17 protein-coding genes and 1 pseudogene are annotated in these 20,889 nt (G+C 66.2%); 4 read left to right on the top strand and 14 right to left on the bottom strand.

What is annotated here, in order from left to right:
- Positions 1–28: 28 nt before the first annotated feature.
- The 3 genes from tgt to XcodCFBP4690_RS20655 form a co-directional block, all read right to left on the bottom strand.
- Entirely contained in the window at positions 29–1,225 is a 1,197-nt protein-coding gene (tgt, locus tag XcodCFBP4690_RS20665) for a tRNA guanosine(34) transglycosylase Tgt (RefSeq protein WP_104544026.1), read from the bottom strand.
- A gap of 69 nt (positions 1,226–1,294) precedes the next feature.
- Complete coding sequence (queA, locus tag XcodCFBP4690_RS20660) at positions 1,295–2,365, bottom strand: tRNA preQ1(34) S-adenosylmethionine ribosyltransferase-isomerase QueA (RefSeq protein ID WP_104544044.1); 1,071 nt, start codon at positions 2,363–2,365, stop codon at positions 1,295–1,297.
- Positions 2,366–2,584: 219 nt separating this feature from the next.
- On the bottom strand, positions 2,585–3,016 hold the full coding sequence (locus XcodCFBP4690_RS20655; RefSeq protein ID WP_104544024.1) for an Lrp/AsnC family transcriptional regulator: 432 nt from the start codon (positions 3,014–3,016) through the stop codon (positions 2,585–2,587).
- A 121-nt stretch (positions 3,017–3,137) separates the two neighbouring features.
- On the opposite strand from XcodCFBP4690_RS20655, the gene XcodCFBP4690_RS20650 reads away from it, so the two are divergent.
- Positions 3,138–4,634: an aminotransferase class III-fold pyridoxal phosphate-dependent enzyme gene (locus tag XcodCFBP4690_RS20650; protein ID WP_104544022.1), complete on the top strand. Its 1,497-nt coding sequence runs from the start codon at positions 3,138–3,140 to the stop codon at positions 4,632–4,634.
- A gap of 503 nt (positions 4,635–5,137) precedes the next feature.
- On the opposite strand, the gene XcodCFBP4690_RS20645 is transcribed toward XcodCFBP4690_RS20650, so the two are convergent.
- The 4 genes from XcodCFBP4690_RS20645 to XcodCFBP4690_RS20630 all read right to left on the bottom strand — a co-directional run bounded on the left by XcodCFBP4690_RS20645 (position 5,138) and on the right by XcodCFBP4690_RS20630 (position 11,145).
- A complete protein-coding gene (locus XcodCFBP4690_RS20645) occupies positions 5,138–5,845 on the bottom strand; it encodes a glycosyltransferase family 32 protein (RefSeq protein WP_104544020.1) in 708 nt (235 codons plus the stop codon).
- Between the two features lie 244 nt (positions 5,846–6,089).
- A complete protein-coding gene (locus XcodCFBP4690_RS20640; protein WP_104544042.1) occupies positions 6,090–7,469 on the bottom strand; it encodes a purple acid phosphatase family protein in 1,380 nt (459 codons plus the stop codon).
- Positions 7,466–8,584, bottom strand: a complete 1,119-nt coding sequence (locus tag XcodCFBP4690_RS20635) for a phytase (RefSeq protein ID WP_104544018.1) — start codon at positions 8,582–8,584, stop codon at positions 7,466–7,468. Before XcodCFBP4690_RS20635 ends, XcodCFBP4690_RS20640 begins: the two co-directional genes overlap by 4 nt.
- Positions 8,584–11,145 carry a TonB-dependent receptor gene (locus tag XcodCFBP4690_RS20630; RefSeq protein WP_167394733.1) on the bottom strand — a complete coding sequence of 854 codons (2,562 nt, stop codon included), beginning with the start codon at positions 11,143–11,145 and terminating at the stop codon, positions 8,584–8,586. The genes XcodCFBP4690_RS20635 and XcodCFBP4690_RS20630 overlap by 1 nt, the downstream gene beginning before the upstream one ends.
- Before the next feature lie 152 nt (positions 11,146–11,297).
- On the opposite strand from XcodCFBP4690_RS20630, the gene upp reads away from it, so the two are divergent.
- Complete coding sequence (gene upp, locus XcodCFBP4690_RS20625; protein ID WP_104544016.1) at positions 11,298–11,930, top strand: uracil phosphoribosyltransferase; 633 nt, start codon at positions 11,298–11,300, stop codon at positions 11,928–11,930.
- A 264-nt stretch (positions 11,931–12,194) separates the two neighbouring features.
- On the opposite strand, the pseudogene XcodCFBP4690_RS20620 reads toward upp, so the two are convergent.
- Positions 12,195–13,847: pseudogene (locus XcodCFBP4690_RS20620) on the bottom strand (glycoside hydrolase family 9 protein); the annotation flags it as partial.
- Between the two features lie 430 nt (positions 13,848–14,277).
- On the opposite strand from XcodCFBP4690_RS20620, the gene XcodCFBP4690_RS20615 reads away from it, so the two are divergent.
- A complete protein-coding gene (locus tag XcodCFBP4690_RS20615) occupies positions 14,278–14,538 on the top strand; it encodes a hypothetical protein (RefSeq protein ID WP_104544014.1) in 261 nt (86 codons plus the stop codon).
- A gap of 70 nt (positions 14,539–14,608) precedes the next feature.
- On the opposite strand, the gene ggt is transcribed toward XcodCFBP4690_RS20615, so the two are convergent.
- The 6 genes from ggt to rsmD form a co-directional block, all read right to left on the bottom strand.
- Positions 14,609–16,411: a gamma-glutamyltransferase gene (ggt, locus tag XcodCFBP4690_RS20610; protein ID WP_104544012.1), complete on the bottom strand. Its 1,803-nt coding sequence runs from the start codon at positions 16,409–16,411 to the stop codon at positions 14,609–14,611.
- The gene (locus tag XcodCFBP4690_RS20605) at positions 16,408–16,692 is read right to left on the bottom strand and encodes a YfhL family 4Fe-4S dicluster ferredoxin (protein ID WP_029220241.1); all 285 of its coding nucleotides are present in this window, start codon (positions 16,690–16,692) and stop codon (positions 16,408–16,410) included. The genes ggt and XcodCFBP4690_RS20605 overlap by 4 nt, the downstream gene beginning before the upstream one ends.
- Positions 16,683–16,862, bottom strand: coding sequence for a hypothetical protein (locus XcodCFBP4690_RS20600; protein WP_167394731.1), 180 nt, complete (start codon positions 16,860–16,862; stop codon positions 16,683–16,685). Before XcodCFBP4690_RS20600 ends, XcodCFBP4690_RS20605 begins: the two co-directional genes overlap by 10 nt.
- 61 nt (positions 16,863–16,923) lie before the next feature.
- Entirely contained in the window at positions 16,924–17,421 is a 498-nt protein-coding gene (locus XcodCFBP4690_RS20595; protein ID WP_167394730.1) for a hypothetical protein, read from the bottom strand.
- A gap of 48 nt (positions 17,422–17,469) precedes the next feature.
- Positions 17,470–17,976: a pantetheine-phosphate adenylyltransferase gene (coaD, locus tag XcodCFBP4690_RS20590; RefSeq protein ID WP_104544008.1), complete on the bottom strand. Its 507-nt coding sequence runs from the start codon at positions 17,974–17,976 to the stop codon at positions 17,470–17,472.
- Positions 17,973–18,596: a 16S rRNA (guanine(966)-N(2))-methyltransferase RsmD gene (rsmD, locus tag XcodCFBP4690_RS20585; RefSeq protein ID WP_104544006.1), complete on the bottom strand. Its 624-nt coding sequence runs from the start codon at positions 18,594–18,596 to the stop codon at positions 17,973–17,975. The genes coaD and rsmD overlap by 4 nt, the downstream gene beginning before the upstream one ends.
- Positions 18,597–18,836: 240 nt before the next feature.
- Here rsmD and htpG point away from each other — a divergent pair, with 240 nt between their 5' ends.
- The gene (gene htpG, locus XcodCFBP4690_RS20580) at positions 18,837–20,741 is read left to right on the top strand and encodes a molecular chaperone HtpG (protein WP_104544004.1); all 1,905 of its coding nucleotides are present in this window, start codon (positions 18,837–18,839) and stop codon (positions 20,739–20,741) included.
- Positions 20,742–20,889 lie beyond the last annotated feature (148 nt).

The raw sequence follows: 20,889 nt of genomic DNA, 5'->3' as shown, positions 1-20,889 counted from the left end.
GGTACCGCCAGGGCGGAACAGCCGGGAATTATGCCATGCGGGTTCCACCCCGTCCGCGCCGGGGGCACGGACGGCAGGGCTCAGCTGGTTTCCCCGGCAACGGCGGCGTGGTGGCGCCGCGTGCCGCATAGAAGGACCGCCGGAACTGCACAAAGGTTCCCGCCGCGATCGCCGCGCGCATGTCGGCCATCAGTTTTTCGTAGTACCAGAGGTTGTGCAGGGTGCCCAGCATCGGCGCCAGCATCTCATTGCAGCGGTCCAGGTGGCGCAGATACGAGCGCGTATAGCCGCTGCTGCAGGCATGGCAGCCGCAGCCGGGCTCGATGGTGTCCAGGTCGCGTTCGTATTTGGCGTTGCGGATGCGCACGGTGCCGAACGAGGTGAAATAGTGGCCGTTGCGCGCATTGCGGGTGGGCATCACGCAGTCGAACATGTCCACCCCGCGTGCCACGCCTTCGACCAGGTCTTCCGGCCGGCCCACGCCCATCAGGTAACGCGGGCGCTCGGCCGGCAGCCGCGGATGCAGGTGTTCCAGCATCGCGTTGCGCTCGTGCTCGGGCTCGCCCACGGCCAAGCCGCCGATGGCGTAGCCGTCGAAGCCAATACCTTGCAGGCCCTCCAGCGAGCGGCTGCGCAGGTCCGGATGCACCCCGCCCTGCACGATGCCGAACAGCGCCGCGTCGTTGCCCAGCCCATCGTGCGCATCGCGCGAGCGCTGCGCCCAGCGCAGGCTCAGCTCCATCGAGCGCCGCGCCACTTCTTCGGTGGCCGGGTATGGCGTGCATTCGTCGAAGATCATCACGATGTCCGAATCGAGCACCTTCTGGATCTGCATGCTCTCTTCCGGCCCCAGGAACACGCGCGCGCCATCGGTGGGCGAGGAGAAGGTGACTCCCTGCTCGGTGATCTTGCGGCGGTGCGCCAGCGAGAACACCTGGAAACCGCCGGAATCGGTGAGGATCGGCCCGTCCCAGCGCGCAAACCCATGCAGGCCGCCGTGGTCGCCAATCACATCGAGACCGGGACGCAGATACAGATGAAAGGTGTTGCCCAGGATGATCTCCGCGCCCAGCGCGCGGATCTGCTCGGGCAGGATGCCCTTGACCGACCCGTAGGTGCCCACTGGCATGAACGCCGGCGTCTCCACCGTTCCGCGCGGAAAGGTCAGGCGACCACGGCGCGCGTGGCCATCGGTGGTCTGGAGCTGGAACTGGAGTCGGGACATTGAGGGGCCGGGATTTGGGGTTCGGGATTCGGGATTGGCAAGAGCGGGAAGGCGGTGAGCGACGGGCCGTTACGAATCCCCACTCCCTAATCCCCAATCCCTGCCCCACAACAACATCGCATCGCCGTAGGAGAAGAAGCGATAGCGCTGCGCGATGGCGTGCCGGTACGCCTCGAAGATGCGCTCGCGGCCGGCAAAGGCCGAGACCATCATCAACAGCGTGCTTTCGGGCAGGTGGAAGTTGGTGACCATCGCGTCGACGCTGCGGATGCGGTAGCCGGGCAGGATGAAGATCTGGGTTTCGCCGGCGAACGGCTGCAGTTCGCCCTCGGGCGCGGCGTCGGTGATGCGCCAGGCGCTTTCCAGCGAACGTACCACCGTGGTGCCCACGGCGATGACGCGGCCGCCGCGCGCACGGGTGCGGCGCACCTGCTCCACCAGCGCCGCGCCCACGTTGAGCCATTCGGTGTGCATCACGTGCTGGTCCAGCCTGTCCACGCGCACCGGCTGGAAGGTGCCGGCGCCCACATGCAGGGTGACGTGTCCGAACTCCACCCCGCGCTCGCGCAGGCGCGCCAGCAGGGCCTCGTCGAAATGCAGCCCGGCGGTGGGCGCGGCCACCGCGCCGACCTCGCGCGCGAACACGGTCTGGTAGCGCTCGCGATCCTCCACCCCCGGCTCGCGGCGGATGTACGGCGGCAACGGCAGGCGGCCGGCCTCGGGCAACCACTGCTGCAAGGGCAGCGGGATATCGAAGCGCAGCAGATAGAACTCGCCATCGCGGCCCAGCACCCCGGCCTGGCCGCCGGCATCCAGCGCGATCAGGCTGCCGGCCTTGGGCGATTTGCTGGCGCCGATCTGCACCCGCGCCTCGCGCTCGCCCAGCAGCCGTTCGATCAGGATTTCCACCCGCCCGCCGCTGGCCTTCTGCCCGAACAGGCGCGCGGGGATGACCCGGGTGTCGTTGAAGATCAGCAGGTCACCGGGCTGCAGCAACTCGGGCAGATCGCGCACCTGGCGATCGGCCAGCGCTTGCGGCAACGGTGGAACGACCAGCAAACGGCTGGCCGCGCGCTCGGCGAGCGGCGCCTGGGCGATCAGCTCGTCGGGCAAGTCGTAATGGAAATCGGACTTCTTCAAGGCCGCAGGATTGGTTGGCTGAGGAGCCGGGTATTGTAACTGCGGCGGGATTGGAGATTCGGGATTGGGGATTCGCAGTGAGGCGGGGATTGGAGATTGGGAATTGGGAATTGGGGATTGGGGATTCGCAAAAGCAGGATCCGCTAGCCGGAACGTGTACGACACAGGCCAGCCCGCTTTGACGAATACCCAATCCCCAATGCCGACTCCCCGCCCCTATCACCGCTCGAACTTGGTCGACAAAATGATCGAACTGGTGGTGCGCTCCACCCCGTCGATGGCACCGATGGCGTCGGTGAGCACGTCCATCTCGTTGACGCCGCCCACCACGCCCAGGGCGATCAGGTCGTAGGCGCCGCTGACCGAATGCAGCAGGCGCACCTCGGGAATCTCGCGCAGCGCCTTCACCACCGCCGGCATCTTCTTGGGCAGGACGGTGATGAGGATATGCGCGCGGATGCGACCCTGGTCGTAGGCGTCGTGGGTGCGCACCGTGTAGCCGCTGATCACCCCGTCGCGTTCGAGCTTTTCGATGCGGCTCTGTACGGTGGTGCGCGAGAGACCGAGCCGGCGCGCGATCTGCGCGGTGGAGGCGCGGGCATCCTCGCGCAGCAGCGACAACAGGCGCTCGTCGGAGGGGGTGATCTTCACTTTTGTCCAGACGTTTCGGCGAATCGACGAAAATACCGCACATCTCGTCAGAATTCACGCTGCCAAATGCCGATCCTCTGCCGATAATAGAAAGACAACGCCACCTTGCTGGAGATGCGCCATGTCCATCCTTGCCCCGCTCGCCCCGCTGCGTGCCCATGCCGGCCGCCGCCTGACCGATGGCCTGGACGATGCCGCCATCACGCGCCTGGCCGGCTCCCACCCGGACCTGGTACAGGCGATCGCCGCCGCCGCTGCCGAATACGCCCAGGTGCGTGACGAGGCCGGCGACCTGCTCGCGCTGGACGAAGAGGCGCAGATCGCCGCCGTGCAGGAGGGTTTCATCAACTTCTACGCCGACGATGCGGTGACGCCCTACGTGGCGCTGGCCGCGCGCGGGCCGTGGGTGGTCACGCTCAAGGGCGCAGTGCTGTACGACGCCGGCGGCTACGGCATGCTGGGCTTCGGCCACACCCCTACAGCAGTCCTGGAGGCCATGGCGCGCCCGCAGGTGATGGCCAATGTGATGACGCCCAGCCTGTCGCAGCGCCGGCTCGACCGCGCCCTGCGCGCCGAGATCGGCCACACCCGCGGCGGCTGCCCGTTCGCGCGCTTCATGTGCCTGAACTCCGGGTCCGAGGCGGTGGGCCTGGCCGCGCGGATCGTCGATACCAACGCCAAGCTGCATACCGACCCGGGCGCACGCCATGCCGGCGCCAGCATCAAGCGCCTGGTGGTCAAGGGCAGCTTCCATGGCCGCACCGATCGCCCCGGGCTGTATTCCGACTCCAGCCGCAAGACCTATACCAAGTACCTGGCCAGCTATCGCGACGAAGATTCGGTGATCGCCATCGCCCCGTACGATGTGGCCGCCTTGCAGCGCGCCTTCGACGAGGCCGCGCGCAATCACTGGTTCATCGAGGCGGTGTTCCTGGAGCCGGTGATGGGCGAAGGCGACCCGGGCCGTGCGCTGCCGGCCGAGTTCTACGCCGCCGCGCGTGCGCTCACTCGCACCCACGGCAGCCTGTTGCTGGTGGACTCCATCCAGGCCGGATTGCGCGCGCACGGCGTGCTGTCGGTTGTGGACTACCCAGGCTTCGAACAGCTCGATCCGCCGGACCTGGAGACCTATTCCAAGGCGCTCAATGCCGCGCAATACCCGCTGTCGGTACTGGCCGTCACCGAGCACACCGCGCAGGTGTATCGCAAGGGCACCTACGGCAACACCATGACCACCAACCCGCGCGCGCTCGATGTGGCCTGCGCCACGTTGGCGCTGTTCACGCCCGAGGTGCGCAACAACATCCGCGTGCGCGGCGCGCAGGCGATCGCCAAGCTGGAAGCGCTGCGCTCGGAACTGGGTGGGCTGATCACCAAGGTGCAGGGCACCGGCTTGCTGTTCTCCTGCGAGCTGGCCCCGCAATTCAAGTGCTACGGCGCCGGCTCCACCGAAGAGTGGCTGCGCAAGCGCGGCGTCAACGTGATCCACGGCGGCGAAAACTCGCTGCGCTTCACACCCCACTTTGCGATGGACGAGGATGAACTGGACCTGCTGGTCGGTCTGATCGCACGCGCCCTGAAGGAAGGCCCGCGCCAGGCACAGGCCGAGGCGGCCTGAGTCGTTACCGGTACCTCGACTGCCCGAGTGCAGTCGAGGTGTGCGCGTCAGTGCAACGCCGCCGGCAGCGATACGGCCAGAGCGCAGCGCCCGTTCTGCATGCCGGTGGCATGCATGCAGAACGCCAAGGTCACAACACCAAGGTCACCGAGTACGGCGTGGTCTTGCAACGTCAAGCAGCAATGCGAAGCTGAAACGGCTCGACCGCGCAGGTTTGCATGAATCGCAGCTGGCCGGGTGCGCTTGGCAGCCACCCGGCCCGGCGAGCGGCGTCGATCCGGGCTCGCTGCTGCGCCCTGTTCGTATGCATGTCTCGCGGCGCCATCACTGCGCATCTCTTTGCCGCTTACCTTCCCCACTCGGGCCTAACGCGAGAGCAGGCCACCGTGCGCCTCGATGCCGCGGGAACGCGGCTACCGCCAGCGCCGTGGCTGGCCAGTCACGGCGCTGCATGCCGGCCGGCTGGGCGATCGGCGAACCGCATCCGCACTCCTGCCCGCCGATCAGATCGGAACCGCACTCAACTTGCGCCGCAGGTAGTTGGTCATCGCGCGACGCGGCGACTTGCCGCGCCAGGATGCCCAGCACAGGTGCGAGCCCACCGCGAGTGCGCCGCCGCGATGGCCCAGTCCAAACCAGGTGCGGTCCGGATGGAACGCATCGCGCGGCGGAAAGACAATGCCGGCAAACTGCTGCTGGTGCGCGTTGTAGAAACGCGTCAGCCCACGCGGGCCGGAGATCATCGGGATCTGCCGGTGGTCATCCAGCGTCTCGGGGGCATGCAGCTCGAAGATATGCTCGATGAAGGCGCGCCAGAACGGGTGGCCGGCCTCGGAACCGAACACGGCATTGCCGATCTTGAAATCCTCGGTCCCCGGCGCGCCCTCTTCCACCGGCAAGACGCAGTGCTGCATCAGCAGATCGTTGCCCAGCGGGCGCAGCAGTTTGTAGTCAGTGTCGAAGTAAAAGCCGCCATGCGCGTGCATGTAGGCACACCGCGCGATATCGGCCTTCATGACGCCGAAGCGGATCTGTTCGTAGCGCTGCGCAAGCGCCGGAAATGCACGCCGCATCAATTCGGAATTATCGGCATCGTCCCAGACATAACAGGTCCAGTCGGGCAGCAGACGTTGCAGTCGGGCACACACCCTGCGCTCTTCCCACAACAGCTGTTTGGTGGGTGCGGTCAGATGGAACACGTGGGGGATCATGGCAATACGGCTCAGTGGTCCGGGGGCACCAGAACCCCGGCCGCCGCAGCTGCATCGAACACGCAACCCGCTGGAGGCTCTGGCTAGACGCACCGTAGCCTCGTTATCAATGTGACATAACACACAGTATTGAATGAGTGACCCACTCCCCCATCAACAAAAACTATGCATGGCAGAAGTTGGCATATATGCCACACATTGCACGGCGCCTGTCATCGCCGTGCCTTCGCCGTGACATCAGGCATCACTCCCAACAGCGATCCGCACGCCCCTTGAGCGTGGCATTGCGCGGACAATCGCGTGGCGCGATGCGCCCCTGTTCGTGTTCGACCAGTCGCTTGGTCCCATTGGCGTCGCGCTGGAGTTCGAAGGCGTCGTACAGGCGGCCGGTGGCGGTGCGCGATTCGTAGACCAGATGCTGGTCGTCGATGCGCAGCACCTGGTACAGCTGGGTGTCTTCGCCCACCGGGCGCATGGTCTTGCGCGCCATGTCCGAGAGCCGGTACTGCTTGGGCCCGGCCACCGAGACCACGAATACCGGCGTCGCCTGCCCGGCCTCGTCGCCGCGCCGGCCGTAGGTATGGTCGTGGCCCTGTAGCACCAGATCCACCTTGTGCCGGCGGATCACCGGCAACACCTGCTCGACCAGTTTTTGGTTCTCGCGGTCGGCGCGCGGCGAGAAGAACGGCTGGTGGATCAGCACGATCGACCACGGGTGCGGATTGTCGGCCAGCACCTTGTCCAGCCATCGCGCCTGGGCCGGGCCGGTGCCCAGGTCCAGCGCCGAGGTGCCGTCCGGCACGGCGATGCGCACGCCCTGGTAGTCGAACCAATAACTGGTGCGCGCGGTGGCCGACGGCCCATTGCGCGGTAGTGCGAACGTCACCGGCCAATGGCTGCCCAGCGTGCGGGTGGCCTGCGGGGTGTCTTCGCCGTCTTCGTGGTACTCGTGATTGCCCGGTGCCGGCGCCACTGCGGTGCCTTCCAGCAGCCAGCGCCCGGCCTCGAACCACTCCGCCCATTCGTTGTCGTCCTGGCCATCCTTGCCGCTGACCAGATCGCCCGCAAACAGCGCAAGACGCGCATCCGGCGCCGAGCGCCAGGCCTGGCGGATCACCCGCGACACCAGGCTCAGGTTCTTGTTCTGGGTGTCGCCGAAATACAGCAGCGTCAGCGGTGTCTGCGGCGTGGCAGCGGTGCGAAAGTGATTCCACGCGCCCCAGGTGTCGTGCCCCTGCACGCGGTAGGCGTACAAGGTGTCGGGCTTCAGGCCGTCGATATCGGCACGATGATGATGCGAGCTGCCGTTCTCGCTGCTCAGCGTGGCGGTACTGGCGCGGATGCGCCGCGGCGTGCCCACGTCGGGCGAATCGCCGGCCACCACCAGTTCCAGCCACGGCCGATCGACGCTGGTATCGGTACGCCAGGCCACTGCAAAACCGGTGGCCGCGTCCTGCGCGGGCGTGGCGACGATGCGATCCGGGAAGCCATCGGCCACATAGTGGGTGGAGCCGGCCGGCACCTGGGTATTGGGTTCGGCGGTGCGCTCGGCGGCCAGTGCCGGGGCAGCGGCCAGTGCACATGCACAGAGCGCAGCGTACAGCGTGGTGCGCACTGCGATCACCGCGCGCACTCCTTCAGGCGCAGGCTGCGCACGATATCGCGCCAGTCGAATGCGGCCACGGCCTGGTCGTCATGCAGCGCGTAGAACACGCCACCAGGGAAGCGTGCATCGCTGCGCTGATCCAGCCACACGCCATCGGTATTGGCGGTGACGCGGCCGGCGAAGGCGCCCACATGCGCCAGGGTCTGGCGATCGAACACCTGGAATACGCTGCGGTCCTTGAACTGGTCGGTGGCGATCCAGTAGCCGCTGCCGTCGGCGCACTGCAGCAGGGTCAAGCCCTCGGCCTGCGCCTTGAACAGCCCGGCACCAACATCGCGCCCGCGATAGCGCCCGTCCATGCCGTACTCGCGCAACTGCGTGCCGACCGCCACGTCTTCTTCGGCAATCAGCAGGCGCGCATTGGCCTCGTCGCCGAACACCGACTCGGCGATGCGGATGGCACCGGCCTCGGTGGTGTCGCCAAAGCTCTGCGTGAGCTGCGCCTGCCAGCCCTGCCCCGCCGCACTCAGCTGATAGCGGCGAAAGCGCTGGCCCAGCTCGGCCAGCGGCGGCGGCTGGTCCTTGTTGGCCGGCGACATGTAGTTGTCGCTGACCACCACCTCGTAGCCGCCGGCATGCTTGCGCACCCACAGTCCATACGGCTCGCGCAGTTCGTCCTGGCCGAACGCGGTCAGTGGCTTGAACTCCGGCAGCGAGAACACCTGCACGCGGCGGTTGTCGCGTTCCACCACGAACAGCAGGTCGTCGACCACCGAAATCCCGTTCGGGCGATCCAGCTTGCCCAGCGCTTTGCCCTTGCCGCCGACCACCCGCAGCCGCTTGCCGCTGTCGCCATCGAACACCACCAGTGCGTGCGTGGCCTTGGCGGTGGCGATCACCCAGCGGCTGCCATCGGGCGCGGCCCGGCTGGCTGGCGAATCCAGGTTGTCCGAAGGCGTCAGCGCGGTGATGAAGGCTTCCGGCACCACCTGGTGCGCCACCTTCGCCTCGCTGAGCAGCGGGTCCTTCAACAGCGCTTCGTCGGCCTCGCGATCGACGCCGGTGCTGGCGCAACCGGCCAGCGCCAGCGCACCGGCCAGCAGCGCGGTGTGGCGCAGCAGCGGTGCGCGCATCACAGCGCCACCTTCAGGCCCAGCGCGTAGGTGCGGCCGTATTCCTCGTTCTGCAACGTGCGCGAGCGCACGCCCTGATACAGCTCCAGCGGTTCGTCCAGCAGGTTCTGCACTTCCAGGTACAGGCTGATGTGGCGGTTGAACTGGTAACTCATGCTGAAGTCCATCTGGGTATGCGGGGCGACATAGATATCGTAAGCGCGGCTCTGGCCGATGGTGTCCAGGTACTCGCTGCGGTACACCGCCGCCACGCGCGCACTGAAACCGTACTTCTCATAGCCCAGGTGGCCGCTGTAGATGCGCTTGGACGAACGCGGCAGCATGAAGTCGTCGCCGGCCCGGTTGTCCAGGCCCGGATCGAAGTCGCTGTCCAGCGCGGTGGCGCTGGCGCCGACCAGCAGGCCGTTCCAGCCTTCGGGCAGGAAATCCAGGGTCTGCTGCCAGTTGAATTCGGCACCGCGCACCTTGGCGGTGTCGCCGTTGATCGAGCGGGTGACCTGCAGACCCGGAAACTCTGCATCGGTGGTGCTGATGGTCTGCACGATGTAGTCGTCGATCGACTTGTGGAACACGCCCAGCGAGATCAGGCCGGTACTGCCGATGTATTTCTCGAGCGAAAGGTCCAGGTTGGTGGAGCGGTACGGATCGAGCTCCGGATTGCCGATGCTCACCTCCTCATCGCCGCGGTTGATGCTGACGCGCGGCGACACATCGCCGAACGACGGACGCGACAGCGTCTTATTGGCAGCAAAGCGCAGCACCCAATCGTTGCCGCTGTCGTAGCGCAGATGCAGGCCCGGCAGCACATTGGTGTAGCTGCTGGAGGCCTCGCGCGGGGTGACCGTGGCGCTGCGGCCATTCGGCGCCACGTCCACCTGGTTGCCGGTGGCGTTGAACTGGGTGTTCTCCACGCGCACGCCGGCAATCATGCGCAGCGCGCCGATGTCCCAGGTGCCCATCGCATAGGTGGCGAAGACATCTTCAGTGGCTGTGTAATCGTCCTGCAGCGAGGCCTGCAGATTGCCGCCCACATCCTGCGGGCGTGCGCTGTACAGGTTGCCGGAGGTGTTCCAGTAACGGCGCATGGCGTCCGAGCCGATGCTCTGGCCCAGCGTGCCGCCGCGGTGTTCCGGCGGCGCCGTGGTCCAGCTGCTCAGGTTGATCGCCGGACCACGCCGCAGCTCGTTTTCGTCCACGTTGACGTCGCGCTCGCGCCAGCGGCCCAGCACGCCCATCTTCAGGCTGGAATGCTCGCCATCGAAGCGCACGTCGACCTGCGCGCTGCGCTCGCTGTCGTCCACCTGCTTGGGTGCCACCACGAAGCGGTCGAACACGAAGTCCTGGTTGCTCTGCCAGCCGTTGTCGGAGAACCCCAGGCGCGGAATGCCGCTGCGCTGGTCCACCGTGGCTGCCAGGTCATCGCCGTCGTAGTCGAAGTAGGCCTCCTTCTCGTCGTTCACGCGCTCGGTGGTCTTGGTATAGCCCACCTTGTAATCGATGGTGGCGCTGCTCAGGCGGTTCTCGCCGCCGAAGCTGATCGCGGTGTTGTCCTCCTTCTTGGTGCGGTAGCGCACGCGCTTGGAGATCGCGTCGGCCGGCAGGTCGGCCACGTCGTAGGTGCCATCGCCATTGGCGCTCACCTCGCCGTCGCTCAGGCCAAAGATGGCGCGCTGGCGCGTTTCGGCATCGTCGAAACGGCTGTACAGCGAGCGCAGGTAATAGCGGTTGTCCGCATCCGGGCGCCAGTCCAGATTGAGGTTGGCGCCCATGCGGGTGCGTTCGATGAAGTATTTGCGGCGCTGCACTTCGCCGGCAAACAGATCGTCTTCGGCGCCGCCGGCGAACGTGTCGTAGGCCACTTCGGTATTGTCCGATTCGAACTCGCGGTCCTGGTAGTTCACACCCACCGCCACACCGAAGGTGCCGTTATAGATGTCGCTGTAGTTGAACGCGCCCTTGGGGCTGGTCTTGCCGGACAGCGACTGGTGGCTGCCTTCGATCGACCCGCGCAGCGTGCGGCCGTCGCGGTCGAATGCGGAGGTGGATTCCACCTGGATCGCACCGCCGATCGAATCGCCGGGCATGTCCGGGGTCGGCGACTTCACCACCTTCAACCGCTCGGTCGAATCGGAAGGAATCACGTCCAGCGGGGTGGAACGCGTGCCGTCTTCGGGCGTGCCCATGTTCATGCCGTCGATGGTGACGCTGTTGAGCGAGGAGTCCAGGCCGCGGATGACCACGAAGCGACCTTCGCCCTGGTCGCGGGTGACGCTCACGCCCGGCAGGCGCTGCAAGGATTCTGCAACATTCTTGTCGGGGTAGCGGCCCATCGCGTCGGAGGCGACCGCATCCTGGATGGCATCGGAGGCGCGCTTGAGATCCACGGCGCGCTCCTGCGCTTCCAGCTGCGGGCGCACTTCCAGGCGCTGCAGATCGATGGCGGCGGCGCTGCTGGCGGCGCCGGAGGGGGCAGCAACCTCTGCCGCACGTGCCTGCTGACTCCAGCCGGCGGTTGCCAGCGTCAGCGTGATCGCCAGGCAGAGCGGAGTCTTGTTCACCACGAGTGCGTCCCCAATCGGTTAAGAATGGGTGTGCACACTATGTCTGCGACGTTTCACCGACATGACATGTGCAAGCGCGATCACACGCCATGTGTGGCAGCGCGACGCGTCGCTGCGGCACACTGTGCGTCTCTTCCGTGTCCTCGTCGCCCATGAAAATCGTTGAAGTCCGCCACCCCCTCGTCCAGCACAAGATCGGCTTGTTGCGCGATGCCGCCCTGAGCACCAAGGGCTTTCGCGAACTGGTCACCGAACTGGGCACCTTGCTGGCCTACGAGGCCACCGCGAATCTGGACACCGAGACGCACGTGCAACAGGGCTGGGCCGGCCCGGTGAACGTGCAGCGCATCGCCGGCGCCAAGATCACCCTGGTGCCGATCCTGCGCGCCGGTCTTGGCATGCTGCCGGGCGTGCTGGCCCTGATCCCGGCCGCGCGCGTGAGCGTGGTCGGCCTGCAGCGCGATGAAGAAACCCTGCAACCGGTGCCCTACTTCGAACGCCTCACCGGCCGCCTGGAAGAACGCGACGCGCTGATGCTGGACCCGATGCTGGCCACCGGCGGCACTCTGATCGCCACCATCGACATGCTCAAGCGCGCCGGTGCGCGCCGCATCAAGGGCATCTTCCTGGTCGCCGCCCCCGAAGGCCTGAAAGCGCTGGAAGCGGTGCACCCGGACGTGGAGGTCTACACCGCCGCCATCGACGACCATCTCAACGAAAAGGGCTACATCCTGCCCGGCCTGGGCGATGCGGGCGACCGCATCTTCGGCACGCGGGTGGAGTGAGCTGTGGTGGCTTCTCGCCCTTCTCTTCCAGGGCGAGAAAAGGCAGCGCTTGCGAGTCATTGGCGTGCACGCCTCGGCGCGCCCGCCCGGCAAGCGCGGGCCGGGGGGCAGCTGGGTTGGGATGGCGGCCTTAGCCCCTCTCCTGCGGGAGAGGGGTTGGGGTGAGGGTAAGGCGTGCCAGTATTCTTGCCGACGCCGCACCCTCATCCGGCGCTTCGCGCCACCTTCTCCCGCCGGGAGAAGGAAAACGCGCCGACGCCCGCGTCAGCGCGTCAAATCCTGGATCGCCGCGCTCACATATACCAGCGGCGCGTTCCAGTTGATCGCCACCTCGTTGGTGGCGTAGCTGCAGGTATCGTCCAGGTACGACAGCGCAGGCAGTTTGGAGGGATAACGCGCCTCGCAGTCCTTGGCATCCTGCTGGCCCGGCTGCGGGCCGCCCGCCAACCAGCCAGGCACCGGCGCATCGATGCCATCGGCCTCCGAGGGGCGGTGATGGATATGCATCGGTGTGCGCTGCCCCACCCCGGTGACGAACGACAGCCCCAACGGATTGCGCCCCAGGATGTAGTCCAGTTGCGACTGCGCGGCATCCAGGTAACGGCGCTGCTGCGTCGCGCGGTAGCCCTGCAACAGCATCATCGCCTGATTGAGGACCACCGCATTGCTGCCCCAGACGAAATCGGTATCGGTCATCGCCAACCGCCACGGCGATGCCTGCCACTGATCCGCCAGGCGCTGCGCAAGACCGGTGACCTCCCGGGTGATGCGTGCACGGTCCGCATGCGGCGTGAGCGTGTCGCGATGCGCGGCCAGCGACATCCAGGCCAGCCCGCCCACATTGCTCCAGCCCGGCATGCTGGCCGGCACATTGCGCGCCAGCATGGCGTCGTAGAACCCGTCTTCGCCGGTGGTGACATACAGCTCTGCCGCCGCCCAGGCGAACTCGTCGGCCACCTGCGCATCGTCGTAACCGCCGGTGCGCACGTCGTCGGGCTGGCGGTAGATGACGTCCGGATGCTGCTGCGCCCAGGCCCACGCCGCCCGCGATGCCTTCAACATGCGCGCCGACACACCGGGGTACTGTTTTTCGAACGGCGCATACACGCGGCTGGCGGTCGCCATCACCGCAGCGAAATCCAGCGTGGCCGCAGTGGCCTTCATCACCACGTAGCGTTGCTGCCTGGCCTGCTCCGGCATCACCAGCCCATCGAACTGCTTATCGGTGAGCTTGTGGTACACGCCGCCATCGGCCGGGTCCTGCATGGCCAGCATCCATTCCAGGTTCCACCAGGTCTCCTGCAGGATGCCGGGCACCCCGGGCGCGTCGTTGGGAATGGTCAACGCCTGGGTCTTGAACAGCGCCGGGTAATGCTCGTAGGCCGCCAGCAAGGTGTAGGTGCTGATGCCGGAGTTGACGATGTACTTGTTGTAGTCGCCGGCGTCGTACCAGCCCTTGGGCGCGCTGATCACGCTATCGGCCGGGCGCGTGGCCGACGCTGCGGAGGGATGGATGCGCACCTGCGTATCCGGGTGCCCGGCCGCACGCGCGTAGCGCCCGGCATACTGCGCCGGCAGCGCGGTGCTGGCACGATTGAAGTAGAAGGCTTTCAACGCTACATCGACCAGCGGCTGATACGCATGCGCGTTGATTGCGAACGTGTCCGATGCCGGCACCCCATCGATCTTCAACCGGTAGCTTCCCGGCGCACGCACGCTGGAGAAATCCGCCACCTGCGCCTGTTGGCCAGCCGCCGTCCATAGCGCTGCCGGCTGCAAGCTGCCTTGCAGCACCGTGCGGCCATGTGCATCTTCGACGGTGAAGCGGTCCGTCCCTGGCGCCGAGCCCTGCGGCAACCCGACCACCGCCAGCTTGGCCGAGCCCGGCAGATAGCCGAGCTGGTTGACGTGGATCAGGCCACCGGAACGAGGGGCGTCGGGCTCAGCAGCGAGGACACCCAAGGAGAACAGCAGAACGACGGCAGTAGACATGAGGGCAGGATTTTTCATGTGCCAATGGTGGCCGCACCACAGCGCCGCCACAAGCCCGGCATTCGCGACGCAGCTGCCGCCGCACTGATGGGACCACTGGAATCGTTCGAGAATGACAGTCAAATGATGGCCGTGTCGCATTCTTTAGGCGATTAGACCTGATTGGACTGCCTCGCTGTGGCAACGCTGCGCTTGCACGAAAAAAACATTCGACTCCCGTGGAAACGCCCGTGGTTTACGTCGTTTACGCCAATCCTCACCTTCGACTGCCAGCTAACTTGGCTTGGCGTCCTCGCGCTGCGTACACCGCTCTCACGACAGGCGCATCGCCACTTCATCACCAGGAGAACATCCGATGAACTTCATCGACAGCAACAAGAAACCCATTCCGCCCGGAACTCTGGACCCTGACCAGCACCAAGCCAAACAACGTGGAATGCTGCGCTGGAAGCCATTCCTCGGAGGCAATACGAATCCGGACGTATACGTGCTGGAAGGCAAGCTCGTCGTTCGCTTGGTCGACGCCGCCGTGAACAGCAAGAAGGACGACCCCGACTACGAGACCTATACCGTCTATGAGGCCAAGGATGGCCACTTCTACGGGCTATTGAACTGATCCTGGATCAACTGCGAAAAGACAGCCACGCAGACAGACGGCAGGCACTGGCCTGCCGCCTGTCTGTGAATCATCGAGAGCCGGCCTTCGAGTCGACGCCAGTACCGGGATCCAGCTGCACCTGCGCCTTGCCCACCGGATTGCGCGGGTCGCTGCCGCCGCTGAGCACGTTGCGGCGCTTGTCCCATTCCACCGTCTGCAGGTTGCCCCACACATGGCTGGAACCGCGCCCGCCTTCGGCGGTGTCGCCAGGCCGCTTGAGTGCATGCCCCAGCGCTTCCAGACCCTTGGCGGTCTGCGCCGAGAAGGCGTTGCTCTCGGCATCGATGACGTCAGGCATCCATTGATGGTGATAACGCGGCAGTGCGCTGACCGCCTGTGCATCCAGCCCGGCGTCGTAGCCCAGGATGCCGAGCAGCACCATGGTGATGATGCGGCTGCCGCCCGGCGTGCCCAGCACGATCGCCTTGTCGGCCGACTCCATGAAGGTGGGCGTCATCGAACTGAGCATGCGCTTGCCCGGCTTGGGTGCATTGGCGTCGTAGCCCATCACGCCGAAGGCATTGGGCGTGCCCGGCTTGAGCGCGAAGTCGTCCATCTCGTCGTTGAGCAGCACGCCGGTGCCCTTGGGAATCAGCCCCGAGCCGTACAGCAGGTTCACCGTCTGGGTGGCGCCGACGCGGTTGCCTTCGCCATCGATGATGGAAAAGTGCGTGGTCTCGTCGTCTTCCAGTGGGGTGGGATTGCCCGACAACAGATCGCTGGGCGTGGCCTTGTCCGGGTTGATCGTGGCGCGCAGGCCTTGCGCATAGTCCTTGCTGGTCAGCACACGCTGCGGCACGTCGACAAAATCCGGATCGCCCAGGAAGAACGTGCGGTCGCGGTAGGCGCGGCGCATCGCCTCCACCACCAGGTGGGTGCGATGCACGTCATCGAGCTTGTTCAGATCCCAGCCTTCCAGGATCTGCAGCATCGCCGCCAGTGCGATGCCGCCGGAGGACGGCGGCGGCGCGGTGGTGATTTTCCAGCCACGGTAATCGAACTGGATCGGCGTGCGCTGCTTGACCGTATAGCCGGCCAGTTCCGCCGCGGTCCAGTGACCGCCGGCCTGCTTGACGCCGGCGATCAGCTTCCTGGCGGTCTCGCCCTTGTAGAAGCCGTCGAAGCCCTTGTCGCCGAGCAGCGTCAAGGTATGCGCAAGTTCGGGCTGCTTGAAGATGTCGCCTTCGGCAATGGGTTTTCCGCCGCGCAGGTACACTTCGCGCGTGCCGGGGTAGCGCTCCATCACCTCGCGCCGCGAAGCGTAGCCCTTGGCCATGCGCGCATAGACCGGAAAGCCCTCGGTGGCGATGCGGATCGACGGCGCCAGCGATTGCTTGAGCGGCAGCCGGCCATGCTTGGCGGCCAGCTCGACCAGCGCAGCTGGCAGACCGGGAATGCCGGCCGACCACGGGCCGTTGACCGAGCGGTCGCGATCCAGCTCGCCCCGCTTGTCGAGGAATTTTTCCGGCGTGGCCGATTCGGGCGCATATTCGCGCGCGTCCAGCATCACGTCCTTGCCGGTCTTGGCGTCGTGCAGCAGGAAGAAACCGCCGCCACCCAGACCGGAGCTGATCGGCTCGACCACCGCCAGGGTGGACGACACCGCAATCGCCGCATCGAAGGCGTTGCCGCCCTCGCGCAGGATCTGCAGCCCGGCATCGGTGGCCAGCGCATGGCCGCTGGCCACGGCGGCGCCGGGCGGATGCGTGGCGACCGCTGCGGGCGCGCCGGCGGCAGGCCTGGCGCCGTCGGCGGACCAGGCGGGCGGTGCCAGCACGAGGGCCAGCAACAGCAGGCCGCGTGTCGAAAAATGTCGGAGGAAAGTGCTCACGGGGCGGGAGGCTCCTGTTCGTACAGTTCGGGGTGATCGCGCTGCAGTTGCATGAGCTTGGCCAGCAACTGATCGTGGGTTTCCGGAATGTCCGGATCCGGGTCGATGCACTCGACCGGGCACACCACCACGCACTGCGCCTCGTCGAAATGGCCCACGCACTCGGTGCAACGCGCCGGGTCGATCACGTAGATGGTTTCGCCCATCGAGATCGCCTGATTCGGGCAGGCCGGCTCGCAGACGTCGCAGTTGACGCAGAGCTCGTTGATTTTCAGCGACATATCGGCAATACCATGCGATGCGAGGCAGCGCGGTTCAACTGCAGGCGCTGGAACGCAACGTACTGCTGCAGGCAGGCGCACTCGGCGCGGGTCGACCAGGGGACAGCGCGGTAGGCGCTGTCGGACACCGGCCTGACGCGGCCGGCTCCGGCGATGTGCGGAGTCAGCATACTGCTGGCTCCGCACACGGCGGCCGGCTGCGCCCTCCCGCGCATCCGGCCTGGTACGGCATTACTTGGCTTCAACGAAGGTGTATTCCGCGCCCTTGGGCTGGACGATGGTCTGCACGCGCGCATTCTCGGCGGCATCGCCGATGAACAGCACGCGCACACCCTTCATCGAATCCGGCTGCACGTCCTTGAACGCGGCCTCGATCAGGTCGGCCATCTTGGTGGAGGCCGACGAACCGAAGGCCAGCATGTTGCCCGGCTGCACGCCACGGGCGAGTGCGGTCTTGACGCTTTCCAGCTGACGCTCGTAGCTGCCGGCGAACTCGGGATCGGATTCCGGCGGCAAGTAGTACAGGAACGGGCTGTTGGTGGTGGCGCCCAAGTTCTGGCCGACCACTTCCTGCAGGTACTTCTTCCAGCCGGCGTTGTCGTCCTTGGCCGGCGCCTTCAGCGGCGCGGGAGCCGCAGCGGCGGTCGGAGCCGGCTCTTCCTTCTTGCAGGCGGTGACCGCCAGCGCGGCGATCGAAGCGAGCGCCAGAGCGCGCATGGTGTGTTTCATGAAACTCCTCCCTTTGAACTGCGTGTGGTGATGTAACGAAAGATCGGATCAGGCCTGGGCGCGGGATGCGCGCACCTGGCGCAGGGCCTCGACCACCGAGGCCGGAACGAAGCCGGACACATCGCCGCCCAGCCGCGCGATCTCGCGCACCAGCGACGACGAAATGAAGCTGTACTGTTCGGCCGGGGTGAGGAACAGGGTTTCCACCTCCGGGATCAGATGGCGGTTCATGCTGGCCATCTGGAATTCGTATTCGAAGTCGGACACCGCACGCAGCCCGCGCAACAGCACCCCGGCCTGCATGTCCCGCACGAAATGCGCCAGCAGCGTGTCGAAGCCGCGCACTTCCACGTTCTTGTGCGCCGCCAACGCTTCCTGCGCCAGCGCAACACGTTTTTCCAGCGGCAGGGCCGGCCCCTTGGATGGGCTGTAGGCAACGCCCACTACCACGCGCTCGAACAGCGGCGCAGCGCGATTCACCAGGTCGATATGGCCGTTGGTGATCGGGTCGAAGGTACCGGGATAGACGGCGGTGCGGCTATTGGCCACGCTCATACGGGAACTACCGGGGTCGGATCGCCGTTCAGTGTAGCAGCGGCCCGGCGATACAGCGCATAGCGCACCTGCCGGGTGCCGCCCTCGCGGTGCAGGTACCAGCCGGCCGGCAGCTGGGGCACCGCATCGGCCGGCGCTTCCAGGTACAGCCAGGCCTCGGCCGCCAGATGTGCGGGCAGGCGTTCGAGCACGCCGGCCCACAGGCCGTCCGCGAACGGCGGGTCGACGAACACGATATCGGCCGCGGCCGCAGGCGCGCGTTCCAGCCAGCGCAGCGCGTCCTCCTGCAGCACCTGCACCTGCGCGGCCGCGTCCAGCCGGGCCACGTGCTCGCGCAGGCGCTGCGCCAGCCCGGGGTCGCGCTCGATCAGGGTGGCATGCGCCGCGCCGCGCGAGACCGACTCCAGGCCCAGCGCGCCGGAGCCGGCGAACAGGTCCAACACGCGCGCACCGGGCAGGCGCGGCATCAGCCAGTTGAACACCGTCTCGCGCACGCGGTCGCTGCTGGGCCGCAGGCCCGGCGCGTCGGGCACCGCCAGCCGCGTATTGCGCCAGCGCCCGCCCACGATGCGGACCTGCCCCTCCGCGCCACGCGGCGCCGGCCGTGCCGGGCGGCTCATCGCGGCCTGCCGTTGACGGGCCGGCGGAGGTCGAAGATGGCAGGAACGCGTGGCGGCATGGCTCGGAGCGCGGCAAGGGGGGGCCCATGATACCGCCGTCGCCAACGGACCCGGCCTACCCGCCCGGGCACGGCTGCACGACACATTCGTGCCCCCACGCCTTGAAAAAATCCGCCCACGGCCGCATCCCCCAGGCCATCGGCCGCAGTGCGGCCTGGACCACCACGGAGCACGACCCCAATGACCGTTGAGACCGACAAGCAGACGCTGGGCTTCCAGACCGAAGTCAAGCAGTTGCTGCAGCTGATGATCCATTCGCTGTATTCGAACAAGGAAATCTTCCTGCGCGAGCTGGTGTCCAACGCCGCCGACGCCGCCGACAAGCTGCGGTTCGAGGCGCTGGTGAAGCCCGAGCTGCTGGAAGGCGGCGGCGAACTGCGCATCCGCGTCGACTACGACAAGGACGCGCGCACCGTCACCATCGACGACAATGGCATCGGCATGAGCCGCGAGGATGCGGTGTCGCACCTGGGCACCATCGCCAAATCCGGTACCGCCGATTTCCTCAAGCACCTGAGCGGCGACCAGAAGAAGGACGCCAACCTGATCGGCCAGTTCGGCGTGGGCTTCTACAGCGCCTTCATCGTGGCCGACCAGGTGGATGTGTACTCGCGCCGCGCCGGCCTGCCCGCCAACGAGGCCGTGCACTGGTCATCGCGTGGCGAAGGCGAATTCGAGATCGCCAGCATCGACAAGCCCGAGCGCGGCACCCGCATCGTGCTGCACCTCAAAGAAGGCGAAGACTCCTTTGCCGACGGCTGGACTCTGCGCAACATCCTCAAGAAGTATTCCGACCATATCGGCCTGCCGATCGAGATGCGCAAGGAGCATTACGGCGAAGAAGCCGACAAGCCGGCCGAGCCGGAGTGGGAAGTGGTCAACCGCGCCAGCGCGCTGTGGACACGCCCCAAGTCTGAGATCAAGGACGAGGAGTATCAGGAGTTCTACAAGCACATCGCCCATGACGCCGGCAACCCGCTGGCGTGGAGTCACAACAAGGTCGAAGGCAAGCTCGAATACACCTCGCTGCTGTTCGTGCCCGGCCGCGCCCCGTTCGACCTGTACCACCGCGATTCGGCCAAGGGCCTGAAGCTCTACGTGCAGCGCGTTTTCATCATGGACCAGGCCGAGCAGTTCCTGCCGCTGTACCTGCGCTTCATCAAGGGCGTGGTGGATTCGTCGGACCTGTCGCTCAACGTCTCGCGTGAGATCCTGCAGTCCGGCCCGGTGGTGGATTCGATGAAATCCGCACTGACCAAGCGCTCGCTGGACATGCTGGAGAAGCTGGCCAAGGACAAGCCGGACGACTACGCCACCTTCTGGCGCAACTTCGGCCAGGCGTTGAAGGAAGGCCCTGCCGAGGACTATGCCAACCGCGAAAAGGTCGCCGGCCTGCTGCGCTTTTCGTCCACGCACGACAGCACGGGTGCGCAGAGCGTGGGCCTGGCCGATTACGTCGGTCGGTTGGCCGAAGGCCAGGACAAGCTGTACTACCTCACCGGCGAGAGCTACGCACAGATCAAGGACAGCCCGCATCTTGAAGTGTTCCGCAAGAAGGGCATCGAAGTGCTGCTGCTCACCGACCGCATCGACGAATGGCTGATGAGCTACCTCACCGAATTCGACGGCAAGTCGTTCGTGGACGTGGCGCGCGGCGACCTGGACCTGGGCAAGCTGGACTCGGAAGAAGACAAGAAGGCGCAGGAAGAAGTCGCCAAGTCCAAGGAAGGCCTGGCCTCGCGCATCAAGGCCGCCCTGGGCGAGGACGTAGCCGAAGTGCGCGTCTCGCACCGCCTGACCGATTCCCCCGCCATCCTGGCGATCGGCCAGGGCGACCTGGGTTTGCAGATGCGTCAGCTGCTGGAAGCCAGCGGCCAGGCCGTGCCGGAATCCAAGCCGGTATTCGAATTCAACCCGACCCACCCGCTGATCGAGAAACTCGACGCGGAACAGGATATGGATCGCTTCGGTGACCTGAGCCGGGTGTTGTTCGACCAGGCCGCATTGGCGGCCGGCGACAGCCTCAAGGACCCGGCTGGGTATGTGCGGCGGTTGAATAAGCTGTTGTTGGAGTTGTCGGCTTAGGCCACATTAATTTCAGCCTCCAAGACCGGCATAACTGCCGGTCTTTTTTTTAAGAACTTACTTAGAGCGTGTTATGAACTTTGAAATAGAGACGCGGCATTTCCAAGCATGAGGATGGAGAAGACGACGAAGTGGAGTCCGGCCAGGG

The organism is Xanthomonas codiaei (assembly GCF_002939785.1).
GTDB lineage: Bacteria > Pseudomonadota > Gammaproteobacteria > Xanthomonadales > Xanthomonadaceae > Xanthomonas > Xanthomonas codiaei.
This window is presented reverse-complemented; position numbering and strand designations above follow the sequence as displayed.